Source organism: Polaribacter irgensii 23-P (assembly GCF_000153225.1).
Classification (GTDB): Bacteria; Bacteroidota; Bacteroidia; order Flavobacteriales; family Flavobacteriaceae; genus Polaribacter; species Polaribacter irgensii.
The window spans coordinates 2496939-2514593 of record NZ_CH724148.1; the positions used below are offsets into that span (position 1 = coordinate 2496939).

A 17655-nucleotide genomic window follows, 5' to 3' on the forward strand; every position below is an offset into this window, starting at 1 on the left:
AGGTTTTTTATTGATTCTGAATTCTTAAGATTTTTTATATTACTTCGCTACGTTTACTGCTCTAGTTTCTCTAATTACCGTTACTTTCACTTGACCAGGATATGTCATGTCGTTTTGTATTTTCTGAGAAATACTGAATGATAATTCAGCAGCTTTAGAATCATTTACTTTTGAACTTTCTACCATCACACGCAATTCACGCCCCGCTTGAATCGCATAAGCTTTTTGAACTCCTGTAAAACCAAAAGCAATTTCTTCTAAATCTTTTAAACGCTGGATATAGGAATCTAATACCTGTCTTCTTGCACCTGGTCTCGCTCCAGAAATAGCATCACAAACCTGCACAATTGGTGAAATTAAACTCTTCATTTCAATTTCGTCATGGTGTGCACCTATGGCGTTGCAAACATCTGGCTTTTCACCATATTTCTCTGCCCATTGCATTCCCAGTAACGCATGTGGAAGTTCACTTTCTGCATCTGGTACTTTACCAATATCATGCAGAAGCCCGGCACGTTTTGCCACCTTCGAATTTAACCCCATTTCTGCGGCCATAATTCCGCACAAGTTTGCAACCTCTCTGGAGTGCTGTAATAAATTCTGACCGTAAGAAGATCTATATTTCATTCTTCCAACTGCCTTTATCAATTCAGGATGCAATCCATGAATGCCCAAATCGACTACAGTTCTCTTACCAACTTCTATAATTTCTTGTGTAATTTGTTTTTCTGTCTTACTGACTACTTCTTCAATTCTAGCAGGATGTATCCTACCGTCAGTAACTAATTTGTGAAGGGACAAGCGTGCAATCTCTCTTCGAATAGGATCAAAACAAGAGAGTATAATTGCATCTGGTGTATCGTCTACTATAATCTCAACCCCTGTCGCCGCCTCAATTGCTCTAATATTACGTCCTTCTCTACCAATAATTCTTCCTTTGACGTCATCTGATTCTAAATTAAAAACAGAAACACAATTTTCTACCGCTTGCTCTACACCTACCCTTTGAATGGTTCCTAAAACAATTTTTCTTGCCTCCTGTTCTGCTGTTAATTTTGCTTCCTCTACCGATGTTTGAACAAAGGCCATCGCGTCAGATTTCGCCTCTTCTTTTAGCGAAGTAACTAGCTCTTTTTTTGCCTCTTCCGCAGACAAGCCAGAAATTTGTTCTAACATGTCTACATGGCGCTTGTGCATTATTTCTAATTCCTCTTCTTTCTTGTCAAGAAAATCTAGCTTTGTGCTAAAATCTTTTTCTTTTTGCTCAACAGACTTGTTCAGTTTTTTGTTTTTATCTACTTCTGAAGCTACTTGCGACTCCCTATCTCTAATTCGCTTCTCAACATCAGAAATTTTCTTTTCCCTGCTTAAGATTACTTTTTCATGCTCAGACTTTAATTCTATAAATTTTTCTTTTGCTTGTAGAATCTTATCCTTTTTAATTGCATCTGCATCAATCTTTGCCTCTTTCAAAATCGCAGAAGCTTCTTTCCGGGTTGTGTTTAATAATTTTTTCCCTTTAGATTTCTCAATTCCTTTTGCAATAATAAAACCAATTGCAATCCCTATAATTCCCACAATAATGGGAAGTAAAATTCCGTCCATAATTTAAATTTTATATAAAAAAAAGCCTACGAAAGTGTGGTTTTTATAAACTCCATTATTACAGGTTTAGGACTAACTAGCTGATCAAGGATCCACCTGAAAAAGAATAAATTCGAATTCTATGGCTTGCTTTAGCAACTGAGACTTATCCTTTATAATAGATACTCGTTGAGTTTATCAAACAAATTACTAACGTAGGCAGTGTGTTGTTAATGTATTTTAAAGAACTTATTTTAAATGCGTTGAGAGTAAATTAGTTAACTCTTCTAGTTTATTTGTTATTTCTGTGTTTTCAAATCCTTTTTCTAGTGATGAAATCTCTGATTTAGAAGCAAATTGTAATGCACACATTGCTAAAACATCTTGTTTATCGCTTACTGCATAATTTTGCTCATACATACCAATTAATTTGTTGATAGCGCTTGCTGCTTTCCGCATCCCTTCTTCCTCATTCGTGTTTTTGACACTTAATGGATATGTTCTTCCTGCTATTACCAAGTTAATTTTTAATTTCTCCACAATCTAAAGAACTTTATTCTTGTAATTGAATAATACATTTATCAATTTCTCGAATTAATGTATTTATTTTCAGTTTCGTATCTTTTGTACTACTGCCATCTATAGTTTTTGCAATTTTAAGCGAATCGTATGCTACTTTTTGATCTGCTAATAGTTGCTGTTGTTCCAATATTTTGTGTTGCAACCCTGTCGAACTTTGAAGCAAAATTTCATTTTCTTTTTTTAAAAACTCATAATTGAACAGTAGAGTTTTTAACTTAACTTCCAACGAGTGAATTGCTTCTAAGGTGTTACTCATCTCAATAATTGAATAAAACTACAATTACAAAGTTAACAATCTGTTTTAAATATGCAACATTTAATTGCTGTTTTAATAAAACACTGAAATTGAGAAGATTGTAAAACAGCTGTTTTTTACTACTTTTACATAAAAATCGTTCTTTTTGAAACAACTCCTTTTTACTTTAGTCTTATACTCCTTTGCAACTTTTTCTCAAAAGAAATATCCAACAGAATATTTTCAAAGTCCGGTAGATATCCCGATTCTACTTGCAGGAACTTTTGGTGAATTAAGAAGCAACCACTTTCATGCCGGAGTAGATATTAAAACAGAGGGCAAAGAGGGCTTAAAAGTATATGCAGTTGCAGAAGGATATGTCTCTAGAATAAAAGTCCAGCAATTTGGTTATGGAAAAGCGATCTACATAACACACCCGAATGGATACACTTCTGTATGTGGTCATTTAAGCGCATTTAAAGACGAAATAGAGTCCTATATTCAAAAAATACAATACAAAAAAGAGAGCTACGAAACAGGAAACATATATCTAAAAAAAGATGAATTTCCCATAAAAAAAGGCGAAGTAATTGCATTTTCTGGAGATACCGGAGGATCTGGAGGCCCTCATTTACATTTCGAAATTAGAGATACTAGCACAGAAAAAATTATCAACCCCCTTTTTTTTGGGCTCCAAGTGGCCGATGATTTAGCACCTACAGTAAATGCCTTACAAGCATACCCCTTAGCAAACGACGCTCGCATCTATCAACAAAATAACACCACAAAAATTCCTTTAAAAAAAATAGGAAAAGGACAGTATACTACGGGTAGAATCTTCGCATATGGCCTCATTGGTTTTGGTATTAGCGCCTACGACCAATTGAACGGCGCCACTAACAAAAACGGAATTTACAGCCTTGAAATGTTAGTAAATGGAAAAAGGCACTATTACCACGATGTTGAAACCTTTTCTTTTTCCGAAAGTAAATTTCTAAACTTACTTATCGACTATGCACATTATAAAAAATACAGCAGTAAAATTCAAAAATTGTTCAAGGAAGAAAAAAATCGACTTTCAATTTATCAAAGCTTAGTTGACAATGGTAAAATTGATATTCAGGAAGGCTTAAGTTATGCAATCGAAATTATTGTGAAAGACTTTAAAGGAAACCAAAGCAGCATTCAAATTGCTGTTATCGGTCAATCCAATAACACCCTCCTTAAAAAGGAAAAAGACACGACAAACTTCAAAATAATTGCGGAAAACTTTCAAAAATTTAAAGAAAAAAATGTAACCGTAGCCTTTCCCAAAAACACTTTTTATAAAGATACTTTTCTTGACTTTTTAGTAGAAGATGGAGTTGCAAAAGTACACGAGCCGACTATTCCTTTAGACAAAAGCTATACATTAACCTTTGATGTTTCTAAATATTCTGCTTTAGAAAAAGAACAGCTGTACATTGCTAACTTAGAATATCAAAAATATCCGAGATACGTATACACTCGAAAAAAAGACAGTACTTTCTATACAACCACAAAAACACTAGGCACCTATACTTTAAAAAAAGATAGTTTAAGTCCAGAAATAAAAATGTTATTTATCAACGATAAACAATGGGTGAGTAAATCTAAAACATTAAAGGTGAAAATTTCTGACGCGGATTCTGGCATCAATAGTTGGAGAGCAACCATCGATGGAAAATGGATCTTAATGCAATACAATCATAAAAAAAGGGTACTCACGTATAATTTTAATGATAAAAAATTGTTTGGTAGTAAACATCTCTTTAAAATTATAGTTTCAGATAACGTGGGCAATACCTCAGAGCATGCCCTTACATTCTTTAGAAAAATATAAAATAGATTCTAAAAAATAACAAGCTTTTTAAAAGAAATATTTAAAGATAAATTCAAGTACTACGAATGAAAAAAGTTACCTTATTTCTTTTAATATTACCCGCAATTCTAATGGGACAAAAGACAACGATTCTAAAAGGAACTGTAAAAGACAAAAATAAAAGTCCAATTGAAAATGTTTTTGTCGCTTTTGACCAAACGGGAACTATTACAGATGAAAATGGTAATTATGTGCTGAGAATACCGATTAAAAAAGAGATTGTTTTAAAATTCAGTCACCTTTCTTACCATACATTATATCATTCCATTACTGCAAAAAATAGATATATAATACGTTTTTCTCCAACCCTACTTTTAGAAACAGAAAAACTTGGTGAAATAATTGTTATCGACAGAAGAAAAGAAACACAAGGAATTATAAAAATAGATCCTTTAAAAGCAAATTCTATCCTCGGTGAGAATGCAGGCGTAGAGAATATTTTAATGACCTTACCCGGAGTAAACAACAACAATGAACTGAGCACCCAATACAATGTAAGGGGTGGGAATTTTGATGAAAACCTAGTATATGTGAACGGAATTGAAGTGTATAAACCTTTTCTAATTCGTTCAGGACAACAAGAGGGTTTCAGTTTTATCAACCCAAATATGGTACAAAACATTAATTTTTCTGCGGGAGGATTTCAAGCTAAATATGGAGATAAATTGTCCTCTGTTTTAGATATTTCCTATCGAAAACCAAAGGAAATAGCTACGAATATAAATTTTAGTTTATTGGGTGGTAGCATCACTTTTGAGAGTCCATTTTTAGATAATAAACTTACCGTTATAACAAGTTTACGTTATCGGGATAATAGTTTATTTGTTAATAGTAAACAAATAGAAACTAATTTTAGACCAAAATTCACAGATTTACAGTCTTTTGTAACCTATCAATTTTCAGAAAAATTCTCTTTAAATTATCTGAGTAATTTTTCCATAAATAATTACAATTATACTCCAATTTCTAGGCGGACGCGTTTTGGTACTATTACAAATCCTATAGAACTCATTGTCTTTTTCAACGGAAGAGAAGAAAACAGGTACCTCACATTATTTAATGCTGTTTCCGGAGACCTTAAAATCAATGAGAAATTATCTTTTCGAGGGACCGTTTCTAGTTATAATACACAAGAAGAAGAACATTATGATATCGCAGCCTCCTATAATTTGGGTGAGGTAGATGCTAATATTGGCTCCGAAAGTTTTGGAGAAGTAAGCTTTTCTCAAGGTATGGGTTCACAGCTAAATCATTCACGGAATAATTTAGACGCAGTAATTAACAATGCTCAAATCAAAGGAACTTACAAAAGAAAAAAGCAGCAGTGGAATTTTGGTATCAAATACCAACACGAGAATATTCAAGAGCGCATTCGAGAATGGGAGACAATTGACTCTCTGGGTTTTTCAGTACGCCCTCCAAATATAGAAGTAAATAACCAGCCATACGTGCCTTTTGAAGTGCCTATTACCCCTTATCAAAATATTAGAGAAGACAACCAAGTGCGCATCAATCGTATTTCTGGCTTCATACAGTTAAATGAGCGCCTATTTTGGAAAACTACTGAAATTTGGTATCACTTTGGAATTCGAGCGCAAAACTGGTCCGTTTCCTCAAAAAATATCATGTCTAAAAGTCAAACAATTTTAAGTCCTCGGGCACAAATTGCTTTCAAACCAAATTGGAAAAAAGACATGCTGTTTCGTTTCTCTGGAGGCTGGTATTCACAGCCCCCATCCTATAGAGAGTTAAAAAACTTCAATGGTAAAATAAACAATGCTGTAAAAGCTCAAAAGTCCATTCATTTTGTTGCTGGTATGGATTATAGTTTTAGCGCTTGGGAAAGACCTTTTAAATTAACCACGGAAATATATTACAAAGACTTGAGTGATATAAACGCATATTCGATAGACAATGTACGAATTAGATACCGAGCGGACAATGTAACTACTGGATATGCGCAAGGTTTTGATCTGCGATTAAATGGAGAGTTTGTGCCGGGAAGTGAGAGTTGGGTAAGTTTAGGATATTTAAAAACAGAAGAGAATATCGATAATAAGGGCGCCATTTCAAGACCATCAGATCAACGCTTAAAATTCGCAATCTTATTTCAAGATTATGTGCCAAATCTACCTAATTTAAAAGCATACTTAAATTTAGTTTACAACACTGGTGTTCCCGGAGGTGCCCCTGCATATGCGGATGTGTATCAGTTTCAAAGACGTTTAAGAGATTACAAACGCGCAGACTTAGGAATTTCCTATGTTTTTTCAGATGCAAACAAACAATATGAAGATGGTTGGCTTTCTAAATTTAAAGAATTAACGATGGGTTTAGAGCTTTTCAACATGTTTGACATTCAGAATTCAATTACCAATACATGGGTTAGAGATGTATCTTCTAAAAATCAATATGGAATCCCAAATTTTATGACAGGACGCGTTTTAAACTTTAAACTTGGGATCAAACTTTAAGTGGTCTCTTTAAATTTCAAAAAGTGATTAAATTAATATTTAACCACTTTTTGAAAACCACAAAAATTAGAGTGCTATCCTAATATTTGAGCGGTATGCGCTTTGGTTTTTACTTTTAAAATAATGTCTTCAATCAAACCTTTTTCAGAAATAACAAAAGTGGTTCTATGAATTCCATCATACTCTTTTCCCATGAACTTCTTCGGTCCCCAAACATTAAAAGCTTCGATTACCGTTTTATCTTCATCTGCCAACAATGGAAAAGGAAGTGCATGTTTATCAATCCAATTTTGCTGTTTTTTAGCAGTATCAGCACTTACACCAAGTACATCATAGCCTTTGGCTAAAAAAGCTTGATAATTATCACGCAAATCACAGGCTTCGTTTGTACATCCAGGCGTACTTGCTTTTGGATAAAAAAATAAGACTAATTTTTTACCTGCATAATCTACTAATTTAATTGTGTTCCCCGCATTGTCTTTAGCCTCAAATTGTGGTGCTTTATCTCCTATTTTTAATGCTGTCATCTTTTTTTTAAAACAAATATACAACGTACTTCTGCTATTAAAAAGCCAAAATAAATAAGATTTAAACGAGAACGTTGTAACTTGCAGTCATCAATATTTAAAAATGAACAAAAAAGAAAAAGTGCAGTTTGTGATTGATACGCTAGAGGAAAAGTATCCTGAAATTCCAATTCCTTTAGACCACAAAGATCCTTTTACGTTGTTAATCGCCGTATTATTATCTGCACAGTGTACTGATGTGCGGGTTAACAAGATCACGCCCATACTTTTTGCAAAAGCAAACAATCCATTTGATATGGTCAAAATGTCTGTAGCCGAAATTAAAGCAATCATAAGGCCTTGTGGTTTGTCTCCAATGAAAAGTAAAGGAATTCACGGTCTCTCAAAAATTTTAATCGAAAAATACAATGGAGCGGTTCCACAAAGTTTTGAAGGCTTAGAGGAATTGCCTGCAGTTGGGCATAAGACAGCTGGTGTTGTCATGAGCCAAGCATTTGGTGTCCCTGCTTTTCCAGTAGATACACACATTCACAGATTACTTTGGCGTTGGAACTTGACCAATGGAAAGAGTGTTAAACAAACTGAAAAAGATGCCAAGCGATTGTTCCCTGAAGAATTATGGAATGATTTACACCTACAAATTATTTGGTACGGTAGAGAATTTTCACCCGCAAGAGGTTGGGATTTGGAAAATGATATTATTACTAAAACTGTCGGGAGAAAAACCGTTATAGAAAGCTATTATAAAAAGAAATAAAAAGAAGCATGAAAGACTCTTTTTGTTTTTTTATGTTGGGATATTTAAAAAGAAAAAGCTTCAACATACGTTGAAGCTTTTTCCACTCTTAATTCAAACTTAGCTCAATTAAATTGTTTGATTTCGTTCTTACAACTCTTAACGATTTGGAAAAATTAATCAAAAACTGAACTGTTTCTTTCGAAGGTTGCTTCCGCAAGACAGAAGACTCTTTTAAGTAAAGTTGCATCATATAAAGAATTAATTAACTGGTTATAAATTCTTAACGACACAGTTTCAGCTTTATTGCTAATGCACTAAAATAATGTTGTGTTTTTCTATTAATTTTCGCATATTGATGAGTGCATATCGCATTCTACCCAAAGCTGTGTTAATACTTACACCAGTGTTTTCACTTATTTCTTTAAAACTCATGTCTTTGTACATACGCATCATTAAAACTTCCTTCTGTTCTTCAGGAAGTTCATTTATAAGACCTCTTATATCTTCATATATTTGCTCTTGAATGAGTTGACTTTCTGCATTCAGTGTGCCATCGTGCAAAACCGAAAAGATATTGAACTCGTTTGTATTTTTAAAGGAGGGCATTCTTTTATTTTTTCTAAAATGGTCGATCACTAGATTATGAGCAATGCGCATTACCCATGGTAGAAACTTACCTTCCTCATTATATTTTCCTTTTTTTAAAGTTCTAATTACTTTTATAAAAGTATCCTGAAAAATATCCTCTGTAAGGTCTTTATCTTTTATTTTAGAATAAATAAAACTGAATAAACGTTGTTGATGTTTATTTATTAAAAGAGACAAAGAAGCCTCTCTTCCGTTTATATAATCACTGACTAATATACTGTCTGATATTGAATTTTTGTGCACCATAGCTACCTTGAAAAGCGAAAGGGCTTTTCTTTATTATTAAATATTAATAATACTTAAAGTAGTTTTGTAACTATAGTCGTCTAATTTAGTGTAGATTAACGATTACAAATATGTATATTATTTATGCATTGAACAAGTTTTTTGTAAAAAATATTATAGCAGCTACAAGTAAGGTTATTTTTTGGTAAATTTAACATTTATATTATTGATCCATGAAGACAGATATTTCCGCAGTAAACCCCAAAGAAAACATCATTATAAAAGGAGCAAAACTCCACAATCTAAAAAATATTGATGTTGTAATTCCTAGAAATAAATTAGTTGTAATCACAGGGCTCTCCGGCTCTGGAAAATCGTCATTAGCTTTTGACACTTTGTATGCAGAAGGACAAAGAAGGTATGTAGAAAGTTTGAGTTCCTATGCACGGCAGTTTTTAGGGAAATTACACAAACCAAAAGTAGACTATATCAAAGGAATTGCGCCTGCAATTGCTATTGAGCAAAAAGTAAACTCTACAAATCCACGATCTACTGTAGGGACTTCCACAGAAATTTACGATTATATAAAGTTGTTGTTTGCCAGAATTGGGAAAACCTTTTCTCCAATCTCAGGAGACGAAGTTAAAAAAGATACCGTTTCTGATGTTGTGAATTTTATCAAGCAATTTGATAACAGTACAAAACTACTCTTACTATCTCCGGTCTCTATAGATATAAATAGAGATTTAAAAACCGTTTTGCAAGTCTTAGAACAGCAGGGATATGCGCGTTTAAAATGGAATGCTACCATTCATAAAATTGGAGATTTTCCACAGCAAAAATTTAACGGAGAACCATTATACCTGGTGGTAGATAGAGTAGTAACCAAAGAAGATGAAGATTTTTACAATCGTTTGGCAGATGCCATTCAAACCGCATTTTTCGAAGGGAAAGGTACTTGTTTCATTGAAAATGTATCCGATCAAAAAGTAACTGAATTCAGCAACAAATTTGCCTTAGACGGACTTACTTTTTTAGAACCAAACACGCATTTATTTAGTTTTAATAACCCGTACGGCGCGTGCCCCACTTGCGAGGGATACGGAAATGTAATCGGTATTGATGAGGATTTAGTTGTTCCCAATACGGGTTTATCCATTTTTGACGATGCAATATTTCCTTTTAAAACTCCTTCTTTTCTTCATTATAAAGAGCAGCTGATTGATGTGGCCTATCAATATGACCTTCCTATTCACAAGCCTTGGTTCGAACTGTCAGAAAAACAAAAAAAATTAATTTGGGATGGAAACAGTTCTTTTCATGGAATTCATCATTTCTTTTCTGTTTTGGAGGAAAAGAGTTATAAAATCCAAAATAGAGTAATGCTTTCTCGATATCGCGGAAAAACAAAATGCACCACTTGCAATGGAAAACGCTTGAGAGATGAAACGAACTATGTGAAAATAAATGAGAAAAATATATCTGATCTAGTAGCACTGCCCTTGGACGAATTGGCTGGATTCTTTAAAACCTTAATATTAGACAAGCATCAAGAAAAAATAGGAAAACGCTTATTGACAGAAATAAATAATCGATTGCAATTTTTAACCGATGTGGGTTTAAATTATTTAACCATCAATAGAACTTCGAACACCCTTTCTGGAGGTGAAAGTCAGCGAATCAACTTGGCAACTTCTTTAGGAAGTTCTTTGGTGGGTTCTATGTATATTTTAGATGAACCCAGCATTGGTTTACACCCAAAGGATACAGAGCGTCTTATAAGCGTGCTAAAAGATTTACGCGACCTCGGGAATACGGTTATTGTTGTGGAGCATGACGAAGATATTATGAAAGAGGCTGACTATATTATAGATATAGGTCCTGAAGCGGGTACCTTTGGTGGTCATGTGGTTGCTGAAGGCGATTTTAAAGCGATTTTAAAAAGCAGCTCTTTAACAGCTAAATATCTGAATGAAGAGTTGAAAATTGAAATTCCTAAAAAGCGCAGAAATACGTTAAATCAAATTGAAATTATTGGTGCGCGAGAAAATAATTTAAAAAATATAGATGTTACTTTCCCTCTGAATTGTTTGACCGTTATTACCGGCGTTTCTGGATCTGGAAAAAGCACGCTAGTAAAGAATATTTTATACCCTATACTTCAAAAAAAACTCATTGGTCACGGAAATAAAATTGGCCAATACACGGCTATTAAAGGAAATTATGAGACTCTAAAACATGTAGAATTCATAGACCAAAATCCTATTGGACGTTCTTCACGCTCAAATCCAGTGACTTATATCAAAGCTTATGACGATATCAGAGCCTTATTTTCAAATCAAAAATTATCAACGATACGCAACTACAAACCCAAACATTTTTCTTTCAATGTAGAAGGAGGACGTTGTGAAGTTTGCAAGGGAGAAGGTGAAGTAACTATCGAAATGCAATTTATGGCGGATGTGCATTTGGAATGTGACGTGTGCAACGGAAAACGTTTCAAAAAGGAAGTTTTAGAAGTAAAATATGATGGGAAATCTATTGATGATGTTTTAAACCTAACCATCGACGACGCCGTAGCATTTTTCGCTGAAAACTTAGTGACAAAAATTGCACAAAAATTAAAACCTTTGCAAGATGTTGGCTTGGGATATGTTCAATTGGGACAATCTTCTTCCACCCTTTCTGGTGGTGAAGCACAGCGCATAAAATTAGCTTCTTTTTTAGTAAAAGGACACACAAAAGACAAAGCCTTGTTTATTTTTGATGAACCTACCACAGGGCTCCATTTTCACGACATAAAAAAATTGTTAGCTTCTTTCAACGCATTGATTGAAAAAGGACACTCTATCGTTGTAATTGAACACAACATAGAGTTGATTAAATGTGCTGATTATATAATTGATTTAGGTCCAGAAGGTGGAAAAAATGGTGGTGTCCTTCTTTTTCAAGGAACTCCAGAAGCGCTGGCAAAAAATAAAAAATCCTATACCGCAAAATATTTAGCAGAAAAACTAGTCTAGCAAACTGTTGTCGGCAAATAGTACTTTAAAAATTACAGAAAATTTATAGACACAAAAAAAGCCTCTTATTTCTAAGAGGCTTAATTTTTGGGTGGAAGACGGGACTCGAACCCGCGACACTCGGTACCACAAACCGATACTCTAACCAACTGAGCTACAACCACCATATAATTGCGGGTGCAAATATAATTATTTTTTCTATTCTAAGGAGCTAAAAAATTAAATTAATTTACTTAAATTTTCTACAGCAACGTAACGCTCTGAAGTAAAACCTTCTGCATGTTCAACACCAATTAATCTTCCTAAATCCTTCGCTCTGTACTTTATACTGTCAATAAAATTTTTACTTGTAATCGGAGTTTCTGGCTCGGTACTCTTAGGATCATAAAACTGAGAGGAATACGCCAATACTGCTGCTGTTTTTGCAGGAATAAAGCCCGTTACATCCACCACAAAATGAGGCGTGCTATTTTTCCATTGTATGTAATGATATACCTGCTGTGGGCGCCATTTTTCTTGTTCTTCGTCCCCTAATGAAGTTTTAATTTTCACTAAACCACTTAAAAAACAAGCGTCAGAGACCAGTTGACTCCCTTTTCCATGATCTATGTGCCGATCATCTTCAGCATTGCACAAGACAATATCTGGCTGGTACTTTCGAATTGTTTTTATAACCGCTAACTGGTGTTCCTTATCATTTGTAAAAAAACCGTCAGCGAAACCTAAATTTTCACGCACGGCAACCCCCATAATTTTAGCAGCGTTGTTCGCTTCAATTATACGCAGCTCTCCAGAACCACGTGTTCCCAATTCACCTTGCGTTAAATCTATAATTCCTACTTTTTTACCCAAAGAAACCTCTTTCAAAATTGTCCCTCCGCACCCCAATTCAACATCATCAGGATGTGCTCCAAAAACTAATATATCTAACTTCATCATTTTACTTTATTATCTGTATTGCGTAACTAAAATAATCGCTAGGCGAAAACCTTTTGCCTCTTTCTACTTGTTTATTTAGCACAAGCTAATAACGCTTGCTCAATATCTTCGATTAGATCTTGTGATTCTTCAATGCCTACGGAAAATCGAATTAAACCGTCTCTTATGCCCCTTTCTAAACGCTCCTCTTCGCTTAAAAGTGCATGCGTTGTTTGAGCAGGACTCACCGTTGTGCTTTCCAAGCCCGCCAAACTCATAGAAGGCTTTATTAACTTTAATGCATTCTGAAAATCCATGGCATCGATACCTTCTCTCAACTCAAAAGACAACATTGCTCCAAAACCTTTCATTTGCTTTTTTGCAAGTGCATATTGCGGATGGCTTTTTAACCCTGGATAATACACGCGATCTATTTGCGCATTGTTCTCTAAATATACTGCCATTTCGTGGGCATTCTTCGTTTGCTCCTTCACTCGAATATTTAAAGTTTTTAAACTTCGCTCTAATAGCCAAACGGTATAATCGCTTAAATTTCCACCAAAATTTATAGCTGTTTTCCAAATTTGAGCAATGTGTTCTTTGGATGCAGCGATAGCTCCTGCTGAAATGTCTGAATGACCACCCATGTATTTTGTAGCAGAATGTAAAATAATATCAATTCCGAAATCTGCCGGATTTTGGTTGATGGGCGATGCAAACGTGTTGTCTATCATCGTTATGATCTTATGTTCGCTCGCTAAGCTCGAAATTGCATTTAAATCTGTAATCCCTAATAATGGATTTGAAGGGGTTTCAATATATAAAATCTTCGTATTCTTTTTAATCAATGCTTTAAAATCGGCAACCTTATCTGATTCTGTAAAAGAATATTCAATTCCATATTTCTCAAATTCTGAAACTACTAAATTAAAAGTACCTCCATAAATAACCTGTTGAAGAATTACATGATCTCCAGTCTTTAAAAACGCAAACATTGCCGAAGATATAGCAGCCATACCTGATCCAAAAATTAAGCCATCTTCTGTGTGCTCTAATGCCGCTATTTTTTTACACAACATTTCTTGATTTGGTGTATTAAAATAACGTGGGTATCGCTTTACGTCTACCCCTTCAAAAGCATACGATGTAGAAACAAACATGGGCGATACAGCTCCTTTAAACTGCGTGTCTTTTACCTCTCCCGTATGCACACAAATTGTATTAATACCGAACTCTTTAGAATCTTTCATTTCATTAAATTTTACTGCTAAAATACCAATTTCAACTCTAAATTTAGACATTAAATTGATATCTTCGCTATAATGATATCAGTTGTAATTATTGGAAATGGAAATGTAGCACATCACCTCGAAAAAACATTTTTAAAGGCTAGTGGTATTCACGTCTCAAGAATTAATTCTAGAAGTTTAAATGATATTCCAAAAGCAGACGTAACGATTCTTGCCGTTTCTGACAATGCTATTGCCAGTGTGTCTTTAAAAATTACCAATTCTTTTGTAGTGCATACCTCCGGTAGTTTTTCTATGGAAGCATTACAAAATAAAGAAAGTAAAGGCGTTTTTTACATGCTCCAAACATTTACAAAAGAAAAAGAGGTTGATTTTTCTCAGGTTCCTTTTTGTTTGGAAGCAAGCTCCCAAACAGGATATCTCTTGCTTGAAAAATTAGCGAAATCTTTTGGAAATAAAGTATATCCGATAAACTCAGCACAAAGAAAAGCATTACATATTGCTGCTGTTTTTGTCAATAATTTTACAAACCACATGTATAAAATTGGAAATGATATTTGCGAAAAGCACCAAGTTCCTTTTGATATTTTATTTCCTTTAATTGATGAAACAGCACAAAAAATAAAAACACTTTCTCCACAATTGGCACAAACTGGCCCAGCAAAAAGAAACGATACGGAAACTATCAAAAATCATTTAGAATTGTTGAACCAAGAGCAGCAAGAAATATATAAAATACTCACCCGGTCAATTACAGATGCAACACGATAGGCTAAAAATGAGTTCAATGAAAGCGTTAATAAACAACAAATATGGAAATTAGTTACAAGCAATTATTACCAAAGATCAATACTTTTATTTTTGATGTCGACGGTGTTTTAACCAACGGCATACTCACCATTATGCCCGATGGCGAACTGGTGAGGCATATGAATGTAAAAGATGGATATGCTATGAAAAACGCATTAAATAAAGGATATCGTGTCTGTATTATATCTGGCGGAACCAATGAGGCTGTTAGAACTCGATTAACAGCATTGGGAATTGAAGATATTTATCTCGGCGCTCACAACAAAATAAAACAATATCAAGACCTTGTGAAAAAATACAATTTAGTTCCTGAAAATGTTTTGTATATGGGTGACGATGTTCCGGACTACCCTGTGATGAAGGTCGTAGGTTTAGCAGCCTGCCCAAATGATGCAGTTCAGGAAATTCAGGGCATTTCAAAATATATTTCTAATAAAAAAGGAGGCGAAGGTTGTGTGCGAGATGTTATCGAACAAGTGATGCGTGTGCAGCAAAATTGGGAAGAGAATTTTGATGCAAGCTTATAAGCTTCTAAATTTTTTACTGTAAATTGCGAATAATAGCTAATATTTTTAAAAATTATTGTTCGCAATTTACTTACCGATAGTGTGGGTACCGATCCATTCTCAAATAATTTTTAGCATATAATAGTGCTGAAAATGTCTGCAAAAAAATCTAGGCTCATATTAGAGAGCCATATTGATTTACATAGAGAGGAAAAGCAAGGTTTAGAACAAGCATTTTGAATCTATGAAAATACAAAGTCTCAAATACCATATTCAATTTGATTGCATACAATAATTAGCTATTTGTGACTGTCTTGCTTTGCCCTTGCTTAGAAAAAATTTACATGCAAAAACAATAAAACTTTTCCTCTTATTCCGAAAATAAGGTGTCAGTTCTTTTCCTCCAACATCGGTACAAAAGAAAAGTCACCCAATTCGTGCTTTTCAAATTCTTTTGCAGACTTCCGAATAAAAAGGGTCATTATTTGGGTTTTATCACCCACTGGAATTAATAACTTCCCTCCTATTTTTAATTGGGAGAGTAAAGGGTTGGGAACAAAAGGTGCGCCCGCAGTCACGATGATTTTATCAAAAGGGGCTTGATCTTTCAAACCTTTATAACCGTCTCCAAAAATAAATTTTTTTGGCTTGTAGCCAATCTTAGGCAAAAACAAAGAGGTTCTTTTAAATAATTCCTGCTGTCTTTCTATAGAATAGACCTCTGCCTTTAATTCTAATAAGACTGCTGTTTGATACCCGGATCCCGTACCAATTTCCAAGACCTTATCACCTCCTTTTATTTCTAAAGTTTGCGATTGAAAAGCTACCGTATAAGGCTGAGAAATTGTTTGCTCAGCAGCAATCGGAAATGCCTTATCTTGATATGCATGATTTTCAAAACTAGAATCTATAAACAAGTGTCTTGGAATTTTACGTATTGCATTCAATACATTTGCGTCTACAATTCCTTTTGCTGTAAGCACAGTAGCAAGTTGATTTCTAAGTCCTTGGTGTTTTGAAGTGTCTTTCAATTATAATAATTTTCTAAAGTCTAAAAATAGGAATAATTCTAAATACATTCTTATAAAATTGTATCTTTGTTTTCGTTGAAAATTTCTGACATTTCTTTAGAAGATTCACAACAAATAAAATAACGTCATTCCTAAGCATTTATCTGATATCAATAGATAATAATTTAGAAATGAATTCAATAAAAGTTTTCATTTCCTAAGTTCCATAGGAAGAATAAAGACAAAAAGATACATATATGTTAAAAGCAGGAGTTTTAGGTGCAGGTCATCTTGGAAAAATTCATTTACGATTATTAGAGCAATCAGAAAAATACGAATTGGTTGGATTCTATGACCCATTTACTGAAGATGCAGAAAAAGTAGCCAAAGAATTTGGATATCGTTTATTTGCTTCTATTGAAGAGTTAATAGCAGCCGTAGAAGTTGTAGATATTGTAACCCCTACCCTGTCGCATTTTGAATGTGCAAAGATGGCTATTGAAAAGGGACGTCATATTTTTATAGAAAAGCCAATAACTAAAACTGTTGTGGAAGCAGAGGCTATTAAAACATTAGCGAGTCAGTTTCACGTGCAGGGTCAGGTTGGGCACGTAGAGCGCTTTAATCCAGCCTTTACTGCGGTAAAAGATAAAATAGATGCTCCTATGTTTATTGAAACGCATCGTCTGGCAGAATTTAATCCCAGAGGAACTGATGTTCCTGTTGTTTTAGATTTAATGATTCATGACATTGATATTATTCTTTCAGTTGTTGATTCTAAAGTAAAAACCGTGCATGCAAGTGGTATCTCTGTTATCTCTGAAACTCCAGATATTGCCAATGCAAGAATTGAATTTGAAAATGGATGTGTTGCGAACCTAACAGCGAGTAGAATCTCTATGAAAAATATGCGAAAAACACGTTTTTTTCAAAAAGATGCTTATATTTCTGTCAATTTTTTAGAAAAAAAATCAGAAATTGTTCGCATGAAAGATGTTCCTAACAATCCTGACGAATTTGCTATGATTTTACAAAATGCTGAAGGTGTTAAAAAACAAATTTACTTTGACAACCCTGAAATTGAAAATAACAATGCAATACTAGACGAGCTAGAATCTTTTGCAGATGCTATTGAAAATGGTACAAAACCTGTGGTTTCGTTGCGACAAGGCGCAGAAGCACTCAGAGTTGCACAAATGATTATAGACTGCTTTTAACCAAGCT

At 34.1% G+C, this 17655-nt stretch carries 15 protein-coding genes, 1 tRNA gene and 1 other RNA gene; 7 read left to right on the top strand and 10 right to left on the bottom strand.

Features of this window, described 5'->3' with window-relative positions; all coding sequences use genetic code 11:
- Positions 1–39: 39 nt before the first annotated feature.
- The 4 genes from rny to PI23P_RS11100 all read right to left on the bottom strand — a co-directional run bounded on the left by rny (position 40) and on the right by PI23P_RS11100 (position 2422).
- On the bottom strand, positions 40–1605 hold the full coding sequence (gene rny / locus PI23P_RS11090; protein WP_004570952.1) for a ribonuclease Y: 1566 nt from the start codon (positions 1603–1605) through the stop codon (positions 40–42).
- A gap of 47 nt (positions 1606–1652) precedes the next feature.
- A non-coding RNA gene (ssrS, locus tag PI23P_RS12450) (6S RNA) lies at positions 1653–1779 on the bottom strand.
- Positions 1780–1833: 54 nt separating this feature from the next.
- Positions 1834–2124 (bottom strand): cell division protein ZapA, encoded by a 291-nt coding sequence (locus tag PI23P_RS11095; protein ID WP_004570953.1) that lies wholly within the window; start codon positions 2122–2124, stop codon positions 1834–1836.
- A gap of 13 nt (positions 2125–2137) precedes the next feature.
- Positions 2138–2422 carry a coiled-coil domain-containing protein gene (locus tag PI23P_RS11100; protein ID WP_004570954.1) on the bottom strand — a complete coding sequence of 95 codons (285 nt, stop codon included), beginning with the start codon at positions 2420–2422 and terminating at the stop codon, positions 2138–2140.
- 145 nt (positions 2423–2567) lie between these two features.
- On the opposite strand from PI23P_RS11100, the gene PI23P_RS11105 reads away from it, so the two are divergent.
- The gene (locus PI23P_RS11105; protein ID WP_004570955.1) at positions 2568–4262 is read left to right on the top strand and encodes a M23 family metallopeptidase; all 1695 of its coding nucleotides are present in this window, start codon (positions 2568–2570) and stop codon (positions 4260–4262) included.
- 65 nt (positions 4263–4327) lie between these two features.
- Positions 4328–6775 (top strand): TonB-dependent receptor, encoded by a 2448-nt coding sequence (locus PI23P_RS11110; RefSeq protein WP_004570956.1) that lies wholly within the window; start codon positions 4328–4330, stop codon positions 6773–6775.
- A gap of 74 nt (positions 6776–6849) precedes the next feature.
- On the opposite strand, the gene bcp is transcribed toward PI23P_RS11110, so the two are convergent.
- Positions 6850–7302, bottom strand: coding sequence for a thioredoxin-dependent thiol peroxidase (gene bcp / locus PI23P_RS11115; protein WP_004570957.1), 453 nt, complete (start codon positions 7300–7302; stop codon positions 6850–6852).
- 103 nt (positions 7303–7405) lie between these two features.
- Between bcp and PI23P_RS11120 the strand changes: the two genes are divergently transcribed.
- Positions 7406–8059: an endonuclease III domain-containing protein gene (locus tag PI23P_RS11120; RefSeq protein ID WP_004570958.1), complete on the top strand. Its 654-nt coding sequence runs from the start codon at positions 7406–7408 to the stop codon at positions 8057–8059.
- Positions 8060–8347: 288 nt separating this feature from the next.
- Here the strand turns inward: PI23P_RS11120 and PI23P_RS11125 are convergent, their stop codons facing one another.
- Positions 8348–8935, bottom strand: coding sequence for an RNA polymerase sigma factor (locus PI23P_RS11125; RefSeq protein ID WP_004570959.1), 588 nt, complete (start codon positions 8933–8935; stop codon positions 8348–8350).
- A 212-nt stretch (positions 8936–9147) separates the two neighbouring features.
- On the opposite strand from PI23P_RS11125, the gene uvrA reads away from it, so the two are divergent.
- Positions 9148–11937 carry an excinuclease ABC subunit UvrA gene (gene uvrA / locus PI23P_RS11130; protein WP_004570960.1) on the top strand — a complete coding sequence of 930 codons (2790 nt, stop codon included), beginning with the start codon at positions 9148–9150 and terminating at the stop codon, positions 11935–11937.
- A gap of 89 nt (positions 11938–12026) precedes the next feature.
- Here uvrA and PI23P_RS11135 read toward each other — a convergent pair.
- The 3 genes from PI23P_RS11135 to PI23P_RS11145 form a co-directional block, all read right to left on the bottom strand.
- Positions 12027–12102, bottom strand: a tRNA-His gene (locus tag PI23P_RS11135).
- 54 nt (positions 12103–12156) lie between these two features.
- Positions 12157–12873 carry a bacillithiol biosynthesis deacetylase BshB1 gene (gene bshB1, locus PI23P_RS11140; protein ID WP_018942509.1) on the bottom strand — a complete coding sequence of 239 codons (717 nt, stop codon included), beginning with the start codon at positions 12871–12873 and terminating at the stop codon, positions 12157–12159.
- Positions 12874–12947: 74 nt separating this feature from the next.
- Positions 12948–14156, bottom strand: coding sequence for a trans-sulfuration enzyme family protein (locus PI23P_RS11145; protein WP_004570962.1), 1209 nt, complete (start codon positions 14154–14156; stop codon positions 12948–12950).
- Positions 14157–14177: 21 nt separating this feature from the next.
- Here PI23P_RS11145 and PI23P_RS11150 point away from each other — a divergent pair, with 21 nt between their 5' ends.
- Positions 14178–14876 (top strand): Rossmann-like and DUF2520 domain-containing protein, encoded by a 699-nt coding sequence (locus tag PI23P_RS11150; protein ID WP_004570963.1) that lies wholly within the window; start codon positions 14178–14180, stop codon positions 14874–14876.
- A gap of 41 nt (positions 14877–14917) precedes the next feature.
- Entirely contained in the window at positions 14918–15442 is a 525-nt protein-coding gene (locus tag PI23P_RS11155; protein ID WP_004570964.1) for a KdsC family phosphatase, read from the top strand.
- Positions 15443–15810: 368 nt separating this feature from the next.
- Here PI23P_RS11155 and PI23P_RS11160 read toward each other — a convergent pair whose 3' ends face one another.
- Positions 15811–16452 carry a protein-L-isoaspartate(D-aspartate) O-methyltransferase gene (locus PI23P_RS11160; protein ID WP_004570966.1) on the bottom strand — a complete coding sequence of 214 codons (642 nt, stop codon included), beginning with the start codon at positions 16450–16452 and terminating at the stop codon, positions 15811–15813.
- A gap of 236 nt (positions 16453–16688) precedes the next feature.
- Between PI23P_RS11160 and PI23P_RS11165 the strand changes: the two genes are divergently transcribed.
- Positions 16689–17648, top strand: coding sequence for a Gfo/Idh/MocA family protein (locus PI23P_RS11165; protein ID WP_004570967.1), 960 nt, complete (start codon positions 16689–16691; stop codon positions 17646–17648).
- Positions 17649–17655 lie beyond the last annotated feature (7 nt).

Coding starts and splice junctions, on each gene's coding strand:
- PI23P_RS11155 (WP_004570964.1), top strand. CDS start 14,918: ATGGAAATTAGTTACAAGCAATTATTACCAAAGATCAATACTTTTATT.
- rny (WP_004570952.1), bottom strand. CDS start 1,605: ATGGACGGAATTTTACTTCCCATTATTGTGGGAATTATAGGGATTGCA.
- PI23P_RS11120 (WP_004570958.1), top strand. CDS start 7,406: ATGAACAAAAAAGAAAAAGTGCAGTTTGTGATTGATACGCTAGAGGAA.
- bshB1 (WP_018942509.1), bottom strand. CDS start 12,873: ATGAAGTTAGATATATTAGTTTTTGGAGCACATCCTGATGATGTTGAA.
- uvrA (WP_004570960.1), top strand. CDS start 9,148: ATGAAGACAGATATTTCCGCAGTAAACCCCAAAGAAAACATCATTATA.
- bcp (WP_004570957.1), bottom strand. CDS start 7,302: ATGACAGCATTAAAAATAGGAGATAAAGCACCACAATTTGAGGCTAAA.
- PI23P_RS11110 (WP_004570956.1), top strand. CDS start 4,328: ATGAAAAAAGTTACCTTATTTCTTTTAATATTACCCGCAATTCTAATG.
- PI23P_RS11100 (WP_004570954.1), bottom strand. CDS start 2,422: ATGAGTAACACCTTAGAAGCAATTCACTCGTTGGAAGTTAAGTTAAAA.
- PI23P_RS11125 (WP_004570959.1), bottom strand. CDS start 8,935: ATGGTGCACAAAAATTCAATATCAGACAGTATATTAGTCAGTGATTAT.
- PI23P_RS11150 (WP_004570963.1), top strand. CDS start 14,178: ATGATATCAGTTGTAATTATTGGAAATGGAAATGTAGCACATCACCTC.
- PI23P_RS11165 (WP_004570967.1), top strand. CDS start 16,689: ATGTTAAAAGCAGGAGTTTTAGGTGCAGGTCATCTTGGAAAAATTCAT.
- PI23P_RS11145 (WP_004570962.1), bottom strand. CDS start 14,156: ATGTCTAAATTTAGAGTTGAAATTGGTATTTTAGCAGTAAAATTTAAT.